Here is a 14,767-nt window from a genome sequence, read left to right as displayed (position 1 = left end):
GGAGGTGACACCATGGCGACCCCCGTCACCGAGCAGGCCGTACGGCACGACTCGGATCCCGCGTACGCGGCGCGCATCGAGCACGTCTCGAAGTCGTTCGGGCGTCCCGGCGCACGCCAGCAGGTGCTGGACGACATCACGCTGGACGTGGCGCCCGGTGAGTTCGTGTGCCTCCTGGGGGCGTCCGGCTGCGGCAAGTCCACGCTGCTGAACCTGGTCGCCGGGCTGGACGAGCCGACCGCCGGGGCGATCGCCACGCCCGGCGGGCGGCCCGCCCTGATGTTCCAGGAGCACGCCCTGTTCCCGTGGCTGACCGCGGGCCGCAACGTGGAACTCGCGCTGCGGATGCGCGGCGTGCCCCGCGCGGAACGCCGCGAGCGCGCCGAGGAACTGCTGGAGCTGGTACGGCTGAAGGGCGCGCACGGCAAGCGGGTGCACGAGCTGTCCGGCGGCATGCGGCAGCGCGTGGCGATGGCCAGGGCGCTCGCCCAGGACAGCCAACTGCTGTTGATGGACGAGCCGTTCGCGGCGCTGGACGCCATCACCCGCGACGTGCTGCACGAGGAGCTCACCCGCATCTGGGCCGAGACCGGAGTCTCGGTGCTCTTCGTCACCCACAACGTGCGCGAGGCGGTGCGGCTCGCGCAGCGCGTCGTGCTGCTGTCGTCCCGGCCGGGCCGCGTCGCCCACCAGTGGACGGTGGACTTCCCGCAGCCGCGCCGGATCGAGGACGCGGCGGTGGCCGACCTGTCCGTGGAGATCACCGAACAACTGCGGGAGGAGATCCGCCGACATGGCCAGCACTGAGACGACGACGGCGACACCGCCGACGGCCGCGGCCGAGGACACCGCGAAGGACACGACCGGGGCGACCGCGAAGGCCGTTTCGAAGGACGCGGGGAAGGCCACCTCCGGCGCGGACCGGCCGGACCACCTCGCGGGGCTCGAAGCCGGGCTCGACGCGCTGGAGACCCGGGCCGCCGCCAAGGTGCCGGTCTGGCAGCTGCTGCGCACCAAGGCGCTGCCGCCGGTGCTGGCCGTCGCGCTGGTGATCGTGGTCTGGCAGCTCGCGTACCACTTCCAGGTCAAGCCGCACTACGACCTGCCGAGCCCGGCGGACGTCGCCGGGTCGCTGCACCAGATGTGGTTGCAGGGCCAGTTGCTCGGCTACATCTGGACCTCCGTCTCGCGCGGCGCGCTGGGCTTCGTGGTCGCGGTGCTGATCGGCACGCCGCTGGGTCTGCTGGTGGCGCGGGTGGCGCCGGTGCGGGCGGCGATCGGGCCGATCCTGTCCGGTCTTCAGTCCATGCCGTCGGTGGCGTGGGTGCCGGCCGCGATCATCTGGTTCGGGCTGAACGACTCGACCATCTACGCGGTCGTGCTGCTCGGCGCGGTGCCCTCGATCGCCAACGGGCTGGTGTCCGGCGTCGACCAGGTGCCGCCGCTGTTCCTGCGGGCGGGCCGGACCATCGGGGCGACCGGGCTGCGCGGGGTGCGCCACGTGCTGCTGCCGGCCGCGCTGCCGGGGTACCTGGCGGGGCTCAAGCAGGGCTGGGCGTTCTCCTGGCGGTCGCTGATGGCCGCCGAGATCATCGCGACCTCGCCCGATCTGGGCACCGGACTCGGCCAGTTGCTGGAGAACGCCCGCACCAACCAGGACATGCCGAGCGTGCTCGCCGCGATCGGCCTGATCCTGGTGGTCGGCATCGGCATCGAGCTGCTGGTCTTCCGCCCGATGGAGCGCAGGGTGCTGCGCAGCCGCGGCCTGCAGCCCGGGGGCGCGTGATGCGGCCGGTCCTGATGGTGGTGGCGCACGGTAGCCGGGACCCCCGGCACGCCGCGACCGTGCACGCGGTGTGCGAGCGGGTGCGGGCGCTGCGGCCCGGGGTGCGGGTGGAGACCGCCTTCCTGGACTTCTGCGCCCCCTCGGTGCCCGGGCTCGCCGGACGTCTCGCGGCGGAGGGCGTGCGCGAGGCGGTGGCGTTGCCGCTGCTGCTGACGCGGGCCTTCCACGCCAAGTCCGACCTGCCCGCCGTCCTGCGCGAAGCGTCGTCGCGGCACCCGGAGTTGACGTTCCGTCAGGCCGGGGTGCTCGGGCCGTCTCCGTTGCTGCTCGACGCGCTGGAGCGGCGGCTGTACGAGGCGGGGCTCGACCCCGCCGACCGGGCCTCGACCGGGGTCGTGCTGGCCTCGGCGGGCTCCAGTGACCCGGAGGCGATCGCGGTGATCGCTGATGTCGCGCGGGAGTGGCGGCGCACCGGTTGGTGTGCCGTGCGACCCGCGTTCGCCTCCGCCCGCGGCCCGCGCACCGAGGACGCGGTGCGCGCGTTGCGGGCCGAAGGGGTGCGCCGGATCGCCGTCGCGCCCTACGTGCTGGCCCCCGGCCGCCTGCCGGACCGCATCGCGGCGGGCGCCCGCGAGGCGGGGGCGGACGTGCTGGCCCCGGTGCTCGGGGCCTGCCCGGAGGTGGCGCGCGCGGTGCTGCGCCGCTACGACGAGGCGGCCGCCTCGTCGCTCGCCGGAGCGGCGGCCTGAGCCTGTCGTGCGCGGCCGTGCGCCGGGCCGCCCACCGAAAAGTCGGATGAGACGCGTGGGGGCGATCGCGTAGCGTCGGTGCCGTGCCTGGACTCCGTCACGGGGGTACGGAGACCGGGTACGAGGTCGCCGGACCCGTTTCCGGCGGCCTCGCCACCATCGGCGTACCCAGTGCGAGGGAGAGGGCGTGGCGTTCACCGAGGAGCGGGCGCGGGCCGTGCTGGCGCGCACCGGTGTGCCGGGCGCCGCGGACGCCCGCCTGCTGGCCCTCGGCGAGAACGCGGTCTTCCGCGCCGGGGACCTGGTGCTCAAGGTGGGCCGCGAGGCGGGCCTGCTGGCGCGGGCGCGGCGCGAGGTGCGGGTCGCCACGTGGCTGGCCGAGGCGGGCGTCCCCGCCGTCCACCCCGCCCGGCCGGACGCCGGGCTGACCGACGGCCTGCCGGTGACGTACTGGCGACCGCTGCCGGAGCCCGTCCGCCCGGCCACCGGCGCCGATCTGGCGGACCTGCTGCGTCGCGTGCACACGCTGCCCCGCCCGGACGCCGACGTCCTGCCGGAGGGTCTGCCGCCGCGTGATCTGCTGGACGGCGTGGAGCGGTGGCTGCGGCTGGCGGGCGACGCGATCGACCCGGCGGACGCGGCGTTCCTGCGCGGGCGGCGGGACGACATCGCGCTTGCCGTAGGGGAGTTGACGCCGCGTCTGGCGCCCGGCCCGGTGCACGGCGACGCGCTGCCGCGCAATGTGCTCGTCGGCCCCGAGGGACCCGTGCTGACCGATCTGGAGACCTTCGCGGACGACCTGCGCGAGCACGACCTCGTGGTGATGGCGCTGTCCCTCGACCGCTACGGGCTCGACCCGGCCGAGTACGAGGCGTTCACGAGCCGGTACGGGTGGGACGTGCGCGAGTGGGACGGCTGGCGCGTGCTGCGCGGCGCCCGGGAGACCGCGAGCTGCGCGTGGGTGGCCCAGCACGCCCCCGGCAACCCGGCGGCCCGGGCGGAGTTCACCCGCAGGGTGGCGTCGCTGCGGGCGGACGACCCGACGGTGCGCTGGCACGCGTTCTGAGCGGCACGGGCACCGGAGAGGGTACCTGCGCCCTTGGGAAACCGGCCGCCGGCAAGACCGCCGCCCTCAGGACACCGGCCGTGAATCCGTCCACACGCCCTCGAACTCCTCGCGGTAGATCTCGAAGAGCCCGCCCTCGCCCTGCCGGTCGGCGGGGCCGTCGCCGGGCTGCGGCTGCACGATGCGGCGGTTGCCGCCGCGCAGCACCAGCACCGGCGCCTCCATGCCGCGCGCCTTGCGCAGATAGGACTGCACGACGGCGAGCCCGTCCGCGCCGTCGCCGTCGACCAGGTAGGCGCTGAAGCGCGGCGTCTCGTCGAAGACCCGGATCTCGAACGCGTCGGGGTCGCGCAGCCGGGAGCGCACCCGGCGCATGTGCATGATGTTCATCTCGACCGCGCGGCTCATCTCCCCGCGGCTCAGGCCGAGTTCGCGCTCGCGGCGGCGCACCGCGCTGCTGGCCGGGTTGAGGAAGAGCAGCCGGGTGCGGCAGCCGGTGGCGGCGAGCTGGACGAGGCGGCGGCCCGAGTAGTTCTGGACCAGCAGGTTCAGTCCGATGCCTATCGCGTCCAGCCGCCGCGCCCCGCCGAACAGGTCCTCCGCGGGCAGCCGCCGCAGCAGCCGCACCCGGTCCGGGTGGACGCCGATCACGTCGGCGTAGCGGTCGCCGACGATCTCCTCGACCGCGTCGACCGGCACCCGGTCGCGGGCCTGCCCGGTGTGGTCGCCGCCGAGCATGTCCAGCAGCCGTCCCGCGGCGCGCTCGGCCTGCGCGAGGACGGTCTCGGACAGCGCGCGGTTGCGGTTGACGACGTGCCGGGCGACCTCCAACTCATCCAGCACCAGCTCCAGTTCGCGCCGCTCGTCGAGATAGGGCTCGAAGCAGGGCCAGTGCTGGACGACGAGTTCGCGCAGCTGCGGCAGGGTGAGGAAGGAGATGATGTTGTCGTCGGCGGGGTCGAGCAGGTAGCCCTTGCGGCGGCTGACCTCGCGCACCGCGGCGGCCCGTTGCACCCATTCGTGGCCGGCGGGTCCGGCGGCGGCGACCACCCACTCCTCGCCGTGCACCGGCTCGTAGACCGGACGCAGCACGGCGTCGACCACGGCTCTGAGCCGCTGTTCGACGAGATTGAGCCATACGTAAGCCCGCCCGGCCCGCCGGGCGCGGGTGCGCACCTCGGCCCAGGCGTCGGCGCCCCAGTCCAGTTCTGTTCCGATCTCCATAGGCTGTGCGAGGGATACCGTACCGGCCGGGCCGTCGGCGACGCCGCCCAGGCTCTCCTGGTCGCCCCCGCCGGGCAGCGCCAGTCCTCCCGACGTCACCACCGCACCGCCTCTCGTCCCCCTTCGCCCCGCCGCGTTCCCGCCCCCGGTCCACGATCAAGGAAGACTACTGCGGGCGCGGGACCGGGTGCACCCGAACGACGCACGCGGCCAAGGAGTTTCACGGCATCGCCACCCGCCTCGGAGGATAGTTCCGTGCCTCGTTCGGGCACCCGTTCAGGGGAAGATCTTGCGAAAACGGGCATCCTGAGACTGATGTGGGCGAGGATGCAGCGGGTATGGCGGCCACCGGATGTCCCGCCAGCCCAAGCGCACGACCGAGCGGGAGAGTCGACGAGATGCAGGTCTGGCCGGGACAGACGTACCCCCTGGGCGCCACGTACGACGGCGCCGGGACCAACTTCGCCGTCTTCTCGGAGGCGGCCGAGCGGATCGAGTTGTGCCTGCTGCACGACGACGGGTCGGAGACCTCCGTCGAACTGCGCGAGACCGACGCGTTCGTGCGGCACGCGTACCTGCCCGGGGTGATGCCGGGCCAGCGTTACGGGTTCCGGGTGCACGGCCCGTACGACCCGGCGCAGGGCCACCGGTGCAACTCGGCCAAGCTGCTGCTCGATCCGTACGCGAAGGCGATGAGCGGTGCCATCGACTGGGACGAGTCGGTCTACGGGTACCGCTTCGAGGACCCGCAGGCGCGCAACGACCTGGACTCGGCGCCGCACACCATGGCGTCGGTCGTGGTCAACCCGTTCTTCGACTGGGCGAGCGACCGTCCGCCGCGCGTCGACTACCACCGCACGGTGCTGTACGAGGCGCACGTCAAGGGCCTGACGATGCTCCACCCGGGCCTGCCGGAGGAGATCCGCGGCACGTACGCGGCGCTGGCGCACCCCGCCGTCATCGAGCACCTGGTCGAACTGGGCGTCACTGCGCTGGAGTTGATGCCGGTCCATCAGTTCGTCACCGACAACCGGCTGGTGGACGCGGGGCTCGCCAACTACTGGGGCTACAACACCATCGGCTTCTTCGCCCCGCACAACGCCTACTCCTCGATGGGCGACCGGGGTCAGCAGGTGCTGGAGTTCAAGACGGCGGTCCGCGCGCTGCACACCGCGGGCATCGAGGTCATCCTCGACGTCGTCTACAACCACACCGCCGAGGGCAACCACATGGGTCCCACGCTCTCGTTCCGCGGCCTGGACAACGCCTCGTACTACCGGCTGGCCGACGACCCGCGCTACTACACGGACACCACCGGCACCGGCAACTCCCTGCTGATGCGCAGCCCGCACACCCTCCAGATGATCATGGACTCGCTGCGCTACTGGGTCACCGACATGCACGTCGACGGCTTCCGCTTCGACCTGGCGTCCACGCTGGCCCGGCAGTTCCACGAGGTGGACCGCCTGTCGTCCTTCTTCGACCTGGTGCAGCAGGACCCGGTGGTCAGCCAGGTCAAGCTGATCGCGGAGCCGTGGGACGTCGGCGAGGGCGGCTACCAGGTGGGCAACTTCCCGGCGCTGTGGACCGAGTGGAACGGCAAGTACCGCGACACCGTGCGCGACGTGTGGCGCGGAGAGCCCGCGCGGCTGGCCGAGTTCGGCTCCCGGCTGACCGGCTCGTCCGACCTGTACAAGGACGACGGGCGCCGGCCGCTGGCCTCCATCAACTTCGTCACCTGCCACGACGGTTTCACCCTGCGCGACCTGGTCTCGTACAACGACAAGCACAACGAGGCCAACGGCGAGGGCAACCGGGACGGCGAGAGCTTCAACCGCTCGTGGAACTGCGGCGACGAGGGCGAGACCGACGACCCCGAGGTGCTGGCGCTGCGCGGCCGGCAGATGCGCAACTTCGTCGCCACCCTGATGCTGTCGCAGGGCGTGCCGATGCTGGCGCACGGCGACGAGTTCGGCCGCACCCAGCGCGGCAACAACAACACCTACTGCCAGGACTCCGAGCTGACGTGGGTGCCGTGGCCCAAGCCGGGCGACGGCGGGCAGGACGACGAGGCCCTGCGGATGCTGGACTTCACCCGCACGATGGTGTGGCTGCGCCGCGACCACCCGGTCTTCCGCCGCCGCCGCTTCTTCCACGGCCGCCCGGTCGAGGGCACCCACGACGACCTGTCGGACATCGCGTGGTTCACGCCCGAGGGCGACGAGATGACGCAACGGGACTGGCAGGCCGCGCACGCCCGCGCGCTGGTGGTCTTCCTCAACGGTCACGCCATCAGCGAGCCGGGCCAGCGCGGCGAGCAGATCACCGACGACTCCTTCCTGCTGATGTTCAACGCGGCGCCGGAGGAGCTGGAGTTCGTGGTCCCGGTCAACCACGGCAAGGAGTGGCAGGTCGTGGTGGACACCGCCCGCGCCGACGGCGTGCCGCCCGGCAGCGGCCGCAAGGTCCGCGCGGGTGACCGTCTGACGCTCACCGACCGCAGCGTGGTCGTGCTGCAACGTCCCATGTGAGGTGGGAGGCGCCCACGGGGTGCCTCTCGACGGCGGTCGCGGGGTGCCGGGGCCCCGGCGGCGGCCCCCGGGCCCGATCCCCCGGCCGTCCGGCCCACGCCCCTCCCCCGACCCGAGGACCGCTCATGAGCCTTCCGCCGCTCCCCGAGCCCGCCGTGCCGCCCGTTCCCCCGCCCGCCGTGCCGACCGCGACCTACCGGCTCCAGATCCAGCCGGAGTTCCCGTTCGCCGCAGCCGAGCGCGCCGTGCCGTACCTGGCCGGGCTCGGCGTCTCCCATCTGCACCTGTCGCCCGTGCTGGAGGCCGGCCCCGGTTCCACGCACGGCTACGACGTCACCGGTCACGACCGGGTGCGTGAGGAACTGGGCGGCGAGGAGGGGTTGCGGTCGCTCGCGGCGGCGGCGCGGGCGCACGGGCTGGGGCTGGTGGTGGACCTCGTGCCCAACCACATGGCGGTGCCCGCGCCCGAACGCCTCAACGGGGCGCTGTGGGAGGTGCTGCGGGACGGTCCCGGGAGTCCGTACGCGCGATGGTTCGACGTCGACTGGGCCGCGGGGGGCGGGCGGCTGCTGCTGCCGGTGCTGGGCGGGCGGCTCCCGGACGAGCTGGACGCGTTGCGGGTCGAGGGCGGCGAGCTGCGCTACTACGACCACGCGTTCCCGTTGCGCCCCGGGACCGAGGCGCTGCCGCTGCCCGAGCTGCTGGCCGCCCAGCACTACCGCCTGGCGTGGTGGCGGCTGGCCCGCACCGAGCTGAACTACCGCCGGTTCTTCACCATTTCGCAGCTGATCGCGGTCCGCGTGGAGGACCCGGAGGTCTTCGAGGCCACCCACGCGACCGTGCTGCGCCTGCTGCGCGACGGCGTGGTGGACGGCCTGCGCATCGACCACCCGGACGGCCTGGCCGACCCGGCGGGCTATCTGGCGCGGCTGCGCAAGGCGTCCGGGGGCCGCTGGACGGTCGTGGAGAAGGTGTTGTGCGGCGGGGAGCGGCTGCCGCGCGGCTGGGCCTGCGCCGGGACCACGGGCTACGACGCGTTGCGCCGCGTGGACGGCGTCTTCGTCGATGCCGACGGGGTACGTGAACTGGCCGACGTCTACCGGGAGTTCACCGGCTGCGCGGCCGACGCGGGCGGTGAGTGGGCGGTGACCGCGCGGCGTGCCGCGTACGAGGTGGTCGAGGGCGATCTGACGGCCGAGGTGGAGCGGCTCGGCCGGTCGGCGGACCGCGCCTGCGCCGCCCGCCCGGAGCTGGCCGACCACGCGCCGTGGGCCCTGCGCACCGCGATCCGCGAGACGCTGGTCAGGTTCCCGGTCTACCGGCCGTACGAGGGCGAGGCGGAGTCGGCGCGGCAGCTGGAGCGGGCGGCGCGGGGCGCGCGGGAGGCGTTCGCCGTGTCGGAGGAGGCCCACGCGGTGGACGTGGTACGGGAGTTGGCCTCGTCGTACGGCGACGCGCAGCCCGACGTGCGGGACTTCGCGGTGCGTTTCGCGCAGGTGGCGTCGGCGCTGCACGCGAAGGCGGAGGAGGACCGGGCGTTCTACCGCTACGTGCCGCTGTTGTCGGCGAACGAGGTCGGCGGCGAGCCGGGCGACCCGGCCGTCACCCCGGACGCCTTCCACGACTTCTGCGTACGGCAGTCCGCGCAGTGGCCGGACGGCGGCACGGCGCTGTCCACCCATGACACCAAGCGCAGCGCGGACGTCCGGGCGCGGCTCGCGGTGCTGTCCCAAGTGCCCGCGGAATGGCAGGCGTTGGTGTCTCGGCTGCCGTCGGGCGGCGCGCCGGACCGGCACGTCGCCTGGGTGGCGTGGCAGACCGCGCTGGGCCTGGGCACACCGGACCCGGATCGGCTGGTGCCCGCGGTGCTGAAGTCGGTGCGCGAGGCGGGCTTGCGCACGTCGTGGACGGAGGGCGACCAGGGGTACGAGGACGCGGTGGCGGCCTTCGTGCGGGAGACGGTGTGCGGGGCGGGGTGGTCGGCGCTCGCGGAGTTCGCCGCCCGGCTCGCACCGCACACCGAGGCGAACCGCCTGGGCGCGGCCCTGCTCCACCTGACGATGCCGGGCGTGCCGGACGTCTACCAGGGCACGGAGTCGGTGTACGAGGCGCTGGTCGACCCGGACAACCGCCCCCCGGCGCGCCTCCCCGCCCGCGAGGACCGCAAGACGGTCCTGACCCGCCACGCGCTGCGGCTGCGGGGCGAACTCCCCGAGGCGTTCGCGGCGCCGGACACGTACGAGCCGCTGACGCCGCGCGGCGCGTCGGCGTCCCACCTGCTGGCCTTCTCGCGCGGCGGGCGGGTGGTGACGGCGGTGACCCGTCTCAGCCACGCGCTGGACGCGCCGGGCGGCTGGCACGACACGACGCTGCCGCTGCCTGACGGCGACGAGTGGACCGATGTGCTGACCGGCCGCGTGTACGGCGAAGTCGCCGAAGCGGCCCGGCTGTTCGCGGACGGCCCGGTGGCTCTCCTGCGCCGGGGCTGAGACGCTGCCCGGCCGGGGACGCGGGCGGCCCGGTGAGGTCGAGGGCGCGGGCGATGCCCTCCTCGGCCCTGGCCACCTCGGCCGGGGTGTCGGCCCTGCGCGCGAGGTCGAGGGCCTGCCGGTGGAGGGGCAGGGCCGCGCGGGGGTCGCCGGTGCCGGTGAGGAGTGTGCCGGTGCTGTTGAGCGCCTGGGCGGCTCCGTGCGGGTCGCCGAGCTGGTCGAAGAGGTCCTTGGCCTGCCGGTAGAGGTCCGTCGCGGAGTCCGGGTCGCCGAGGTCCTGCCGGACGCGTCCGAGGTCGTAGAGGGTGTTGGCCTCGCCCTGGCGGGCTCCGATGTCGCGGTAGCGCTTCAGCACGGACTCGTAGAGTTCCATGGCGCTGTCGCGGTGTCCCAGGCGGTGGCGGACGCGGGCGACACCGGCCAGGGCGTTGGCCTGTCCCAGCGGGTTGCCGATCTCGCGGTAGACGCGGAACGCCTGCTCGAACAGCTCGGCGGCGAGCGGGAGTCGGTCGTCGGCCTGGCGGATCCGGGCCAGCCCGACGAGGGCGTTGGCCTCGCCGAGCGGGTTCGCGGCCCGGCGGTAGCCGTCGAGTGCTTCCTGCTGGAGGCCGAGGGCGGCGTGCCGGTCGCCGCTGAGGTAGCGGACCCGGGCCAGGTCGTGGAGCACGTGGGACTCACTGCCGTGTTCGCCCAACGCCCGGTACAGGGGCCGGGCCTGCTCGTAGAACTCGGCCGATCGCCGCAGTCCGGCGGTGAACTGCGTGGTGCGTCCGAGGTCCAGGAGGGCATTCGCCTCGCCGCGGCGTTCCCCGATCCGCCGGTAGGCGGCGACCGCCTCGCGCAGCGGCTCGACGGCCCGCGGGTACTCGTTGTTGACGTAGTACAGGCGGCCCAGGCACCACAGGGCGTTGGCCGTGGTGAGTGCCTCACCGCGTTCGCGGGCCAGGGCGACCATGTCGCGTTGGAGTGCGATGCCGCGCGGCAACGGCCCGTCCTGCTGGAGGAAGGAACTCATGGCCAGGGCGAGTGACAGGCAGCGCCGGGGCTGGAGGTCGCGGGCGACACGGGCGAGCGTGAGCATGTTCTCGCACTCCAGGCGCATCCACGACAGGGCCGCGCCCCGGTCCGGCAGGTCGGCCGCCGCCGGTCGCGGAGCGTCCGGGAACGGCGTCCTCTGGTGGGCCAGCAGCTGGTCGGCTCTGCGCGCGGCGGCTTCGAAGTAGTCGAGGAGCCGGGCGAGCGGGGCGCCGGGTTCCGGTTCCGGTGAGGCGTCGTCCAGCTCGACGGCCAGCATGCACAGCAGGTCGTGGAGTTCGTAGCGGCCGGGGGTGGGCTGGGTGACGAGGTGTTCGTCCTGGAGTTCCTCCAGGGCGTCCTCGGCCTCCTCGGCGGGAATGTCGGCCAGGGCCGCCACCTGGCCGGGGGTGGTGTCGGGGCCGGGGTGGTGGCTGAGGAGGCGGAAGATCCGGCGCAGGGGCTCGTCGAGTTCCTGGTAGGAGAGGTGGAAGGCCTGGCGCAGGGCGCGGTCGCCGGACCGCAGGGCGGCCAGGCGTCCCGCCTGGAGCTTGTCGGAGAGGTGCCGCAGGGTCCAGGTGGGGCGGGAGCGCAGGCGGGCGGCGGCGAGGGAGACGGCCAGGGGCAGGTGGCCGCAGTACTCGGCGATCCGCGCGGCGGCCTTGGGTTCGGCCGCCACGCGTTCGTGGCCGGCGATCCGGGCGAGCAGGGCGAGGGAATCGGCCTCGGTGAAGACGTCGAGCTGGTGGGGTGCGGCGCCGTCGAGCGTGACCAGGCTGCGGCGGCTGGTGATCAGCACGAGGCAGCCGGGGCCCGCGGGGATCAGGTCGCGGAGCTGCTGCTCGTCGGCGGCGTTGTCCAGCAGGACCAGCGCGTCGCGGTCCCGCAGCCGGTCGCGGTACATCGCCGCGCGCTCGTCGCGGGCGGCGGGGATGTGCCGGGCGGGCACGCCCAGTTGCCGCAGGAACGCCTCCAGGACCGTCGACGGATCCGCCGGCGGGAGTTCGGCGTCGAAGCCCCTGAGGTTCACGTACAGCTGGACGTCGGTGAAGTGACCGGCGCGGACGAGCTGGTGGGCGGCGTGGACCGCGAGCCGGGTCTTGCCGACACCGGCCATGCCCTCGATCGCGGAGACCACGACGGTGCGTGCGCCGCCGCCGTCACAGGGGCGCGTCGCCGCCGCGAGCAGGTGGGCGAGTTCCTCGCGGCGTCCGGTGAACGTCGCGAGGTCGGTGGGCAGTTGGCACAACACCCCGGCCGGGCCGCCGGTCTTCGCCAGCCCGTGCGCCGTGAGGCAGGCCGCCCGCCACAGGCCGACCGTGGGCTCGTCCGCACCCAGCGCGCGGACGATCGCCATCACCAGGTCCACGTCGAGGCGGCGGCGCCCCGGCTTGAACACGTCCACGACCGTGAACGGCGACACGACGCGCGGCGGTCGCATCACGGTTCCGGCCTTCTTGGCGAGCGCCCGGTAGGACGGCATCCCCGCCCAGGCCCGAAGCTCACCCAGGAGGCCGATGAACTCGGCCAGGTCGGCCGCACCGCCCGGATCCGGCATCGCGCCCCGCTGCACCACCACTGCGCCCCCCGCGTCACGGTGCGGTGTGTCCCGACAGCCCGAGTCTAGGAGTGGGCTGTGCGGATTCGTGTGGGAAACGGGACTTCGCACGGGCCCACGGTGGTCGTGCGGCCTCACGCAAGGGCCTCCAGGCGTCCGCCCGCGACTGACTCCCCGGGGCGAGCGTCCGCCTCGAACCGACCGACAACGCCATCAGGCGATGAGAGACAAGGACAAGACCACATGCGCAACGTCCGTGCCGCCCTCGGTGTGGCCGCCCTCGCGGGTGCCGCCGTCATCGGCCTCAGCACCAACGCGTCGGCCGCGTCCGGCAGCGACTCCTACACCCTCCACGGCGTGACGATCCTGGGGCTGAACCACACGTCCGACGGGCCCTGGGTCTTCGCCGACCTGTGCAACCACCAGAGTTCGGCCAACAGCTTCCGCCTGTGGATCAAGGACGTCGACGGCGAGCAGCTCGCGTCCACCACGACCCCCGTGCTGCAGCCGGGCCAGTGCTACTCCGACTACAACGGCTACCTCCAGGGCGACGAGCGCGGCACCGACTCCATCCAGGTCTTCGCCAGCTCCGGCAGTCTGTGGTCCTTCGGCACCGACCCGATCTCCCGGGACGACTACTGACGTGAGCGTTCCGGGGCGCGTCCACCGCGCCCCGGAACGTGCGGGGATGTGCGCCTAGGCGCGTTCCACCACCAACGCCTCCACTCCGTGCTCCGTGCGCAGGTGCCGTCGCGCCAGTACGCGGTAGTCGCCCGCCTTGCTGTGGTCGTACGCGGCCCGCGCCGACTCCTCCGCCTCCCGCAGCCGCGCGCACTCCGCGCAGCCGTCCACGTACGGCAGCCTCACCACGCTCACGGGGTGAACCTCCTGCGCGCGTTCAACTCGGCCACCTTCGCCCGCAGTTCGTCCATCGGGCACGCGGCGTACACGTCCGCCAGCCGCGCCAGCCACGGCGTCCCGCCCTCCGGCGGCCGCACGTGCGCCACGGGCCCGTCCACCTCCACCAGCACGCCGAGCCGCTCCCGCACGCTGTCGCGCACCACCGCGCCCACTTCTGGCGCGGAACGGGGCTGACCCTGCCCCGACTTCTCGGTACCGTCTTCCATGTCGGCCTGTCTCCTCAGGTCGGTGAAGCCCCCGTGATCGGTCGCATCGGTCACGGGGGTACGCGCGTTCCATCACGCTGCGTATTCCCATCGTCGCGTTGCGGAGCTAGGCTCTCCAAGCGAACGATGTCCCAAGCGGGTTTGGGAGACGAGGAGTTACGCACCATGGCCCAGCGTCCGCGCGAGCTGACCCCGTTCGTGTCCGCACGTCATCTTTTCGGGGCGGAGTTACGCCGCCACCGCGAGCAGGCGGGCCTGAGCCTCGAACGCCTCGCGGCGATCGTCAAGTACAGCAGGAGTCACCTGTCCCGCATCGAGATCGCGGAGGTGATGCCGCCGCCGGACTTGGCGGAGCTGCTGGACGCGGCGTTCGGGACGGACGGCATCTTCGGGAAGGTGTACGAGCTGGCGAAGCGGGAGGTCCATCCGGACCAGTACCGGCGCCTGATGGAACTGGAGGCGCGAGCTCGGGAGATCGAGGAGTACGGCGGTCAACTCGTGCCCGGGCTGGTGCAGACGGAGGACTACGCGCGAGCGCTCTTTCGCGTGAGCAATCCAGCGGCGTCGCCCGAAGCGATCGAGGAGAAGGTCGCGGCACGAATGAGCCGACAAGCTCTGCTTCGGGCCGAACCTCCCCCACACCTGTCGGTCATCCTCGACGAGGCGGCCGTGCGACGACCCGTGGGAGGACCACAGGTCATGCGCACTCAACTGGCCGCGCTGATCGAGATCGTCGACACGCCGACCAGCGTGGTGCAGGTCCTCCCGTTCGACCATGGAGAGCACGCCCTGGCGGGTGGTTCGCTGAAGCTCGTCACTCTGGAAGACCGCACCGCCGTGGCGTACGAGGAGAGCATTGGCACCGGCACTCTGATCGAAGATTCGGACACGGTCTCGGCCCATCGACGGGTATACGATCTGCTGAGGGCGTACGCCTTGTCGCCAAGCAGGACAGCGACGTTCATCGGATCCGTCATGGAGGCGCTTCCCTCATGAGCACCACCCCGGACCTCACCCGGGCCGCATGGGTCAAGTCCAGCTACAGCAACGGCAACGGCGGCAACTGCATCGAGTGGGCCCCCGCCCACGCCACCAGCGTCGTACCGGTACGCGACAGCAAGGACCCCCACGGCCCCGCGCTGCTCTTCACCCCGCACGCCTGGAGCGCGTTCATCGGCGCGGTGAAGTCCGGGGAACTCCCGACCACCGACTGAGGAGACACC

The 14,767-nt window shown here is 73.2% G+C and carries 12 protein-coding genes and 1 pseudogene; 9 read left to right on the top strand and 4 right to left on the bottom strand.

Annotated elements, in window-relative coordinates; all coding sequences use genetic code 11:
* Positions 1–12 precede the first annotated feature (12 nt).
* The 4 genes from K7472_RS13055 to K7472_RS13040 all read left to right on the top strand — a co-directional run bounded on the left by K7472_RS13055 (position 13) and on the right by K7472_RS13040 (position 3,601).
* A complete protein-coding gene (locus K7472_RS13055; protein ID WP_222977352.1) occupies positions 13–807 on the top strand; it encodes an ABC transporter ATP-binding protein in 795 nt (264 codons plus the stop codon).
* On the top strand, positions 794–1,786 hold the full coding sequence (locus K7472_RS13050; RefSeq protein WP_222977350.1) for an ABC transporter permease: 993 nt from the start codon (positions 794–796) through the stop codon (positions 1,784–1,786). The genes K7472_RS13055 and K7472_RS13050 overlap by 14 nt, the downstream gene beginning before the upstream one ends.
* On the top strand, positions 1,786–2,535 hold the full coding sequence (locus K7472_RS13045; RefSeq protein WP_222977348.1) for a sirohydrochlorin chelatase: 750 nt from the start codon (positions 1,786–1,788) through the stop codon (positions 2,533–2,535). The genes K7472_RS13050 and K7472_RS13045 overlap by 1 nt, the downstream gene beginning before the upstream one ends.
* A 187-nt stretch (positions 2,536–2,722) precedes the next feature.
* Positions 2,723–3,601, top strand: coding sequence for a phosphotransferase enzyme family protein (locus K7472_RS13040; RefSeq protein ID WP_222977346.1), 879 nt, complete (start codon positions 2,723–2,725; stop codon positions 3,599–3,601).
* A gap of 66 nt (positions 3,602–3,667) precedes the next feature.
* On the opposite strand, the gene K7472_RS13035 is transcribed toward K7472_RS13040, so the two are convergent.
* Complete coding sequence (locus K7472_RS13035) at positions 3,668–4,924, bottom strand: DUF5919 domain-containing protein (protein WP_372457961.1); 1,257 nt, start codon at positions 4,922–4,924, stop codon at positions 3,668–3,670.
* Between the two features lie 299 nt (positions 4,925–5,223).
* Here K7472_RS13035 and glgX point away from each other — a divergent pair, with 299 nt between their 5' ends.
* Together glgX and treY are read left to right on the top strand one after the other, a co-directional pair.
* Positions 5,224–7,356 (top strand): glycogen debranching protein GlgX, encoded by a 2,133-nt coding sequence (glgX, locus tag K7472_RS13030; RefSeq protein ID WP_222977344.1) that lies wholly within the window; start codon positions 5,224–5,226, stop codon positions 7,354–7,356.
* A 125-nt stretch (positions 7,357–7,481) separates the two neighbouring features.
* Positions 7,482–9,845 (top strand): malto-oligosyltrehalose synthase, encoded by a 2,364-nt coding sequence (gene treY / locus K7472_RS32625; protein WP_252395531.1) that lies wholly within the window; start codon positions 7,482–7,484, stop codon positions 9,843–9,845.
* Between the two features lie 109 nt (positions 9,846–9,954).
* Here the strand turns inward: treY and K7472_RS13025 are convergent.
* Positions 9,955–12,216: pseudogene (locus tag K7472_RS13025) on the bottom strand (ATP-binding protein); the annotation flags it as partial.
* 444 nt (positions 12,217–12,660) lie between these two features.
* Between K7472_RS13025 and K7472_RS13020 the strand changes: the two are divergent.
* Positions 12,661–13,059 (top strand): hypothetical protein, encoded by a 399-nt coding sequence (locus tag K7472_RS13020; RefSeq protein WP_222977342.1) that lies wholly within the window; start codon positions 12,661–12,663, stop codon positions 13,057–13,059.
* A 54-nt stretch (positions 13,060–13,113) separates the two neighbouring features.
* Here the strand turns inward: K7472_RS13020 and K7472_RS13015 are convergent, their stop codons facing one another.
* Together K7472_RS13015 and K7472_RS13010 are read right to left on the bottom strand one after the other, a co-directional pair.
* Positions 13,114–13,293: a hypothetical protein gene (locus K7472_RS13015; protein WP_222977341.1), complete on the bottom strand. Its 180-nt coding sequence runs from the start codon at positions 13,291–13,293 to the stop codon at positions 13,114–13,116.
* Complete coding sequence (locus K7472_RS13010) at positions 13,290–13,544, bottom strand: hypothetical protein (protein WP_222977340.1); 255 nt, start codon at positions 13,542–13,544, stop codon at positions 13,290–13,292. The genes K7472_RS13015 and K7472_RS13010 overlap by 4 nt, the downstream gene beginning before the upstream one ends.
* 165 nt (positions 13,545–13,709) lie before the next feature.
* Between K7472_RS13010 and K7472_RS13005 the strand changes: the two genes are divergently transcribed.
* Positions 13,710–14,540, top strand: coding sequence for a helix-turn-helix domain-containing protein (locus K7472_RS13005; RefSeq protein ID WP_222977339.1), 831 nt, complete (start codon positions 13,710–13,712; stop codon positions 14,538–14,540).
* Entirely contained in the window at positions 14,537–14,758 is a 222-nt protein-coding gene (locus K7472_RS13000) for a DUF397 domain-containing protein (RefSeq protein WP_222977338.1), read from the top strand. The genes K7472_RS13005 and K7472_RS13000 overlap by 4 nt, the downstream gene beginning before the upstream one ends.
* The last annotated feature ends 9 nt before the right edge of the window (positions 14,759–14,767 follow it).

This window comes from Streptantibioticus parmotrematis, from assembly GCF_019890615.1.
GTDB classification, from domain to species: Bacteria; Actinomycetota; Actinomycetes; order Streptomycetales; family Streptomycetaceae; genus Streptantibioticus_D; species Streptantibioticus_D parmotrematis.
This window is presented reverse-complemented; position numbering and strand designations above follow the sequence as displayed.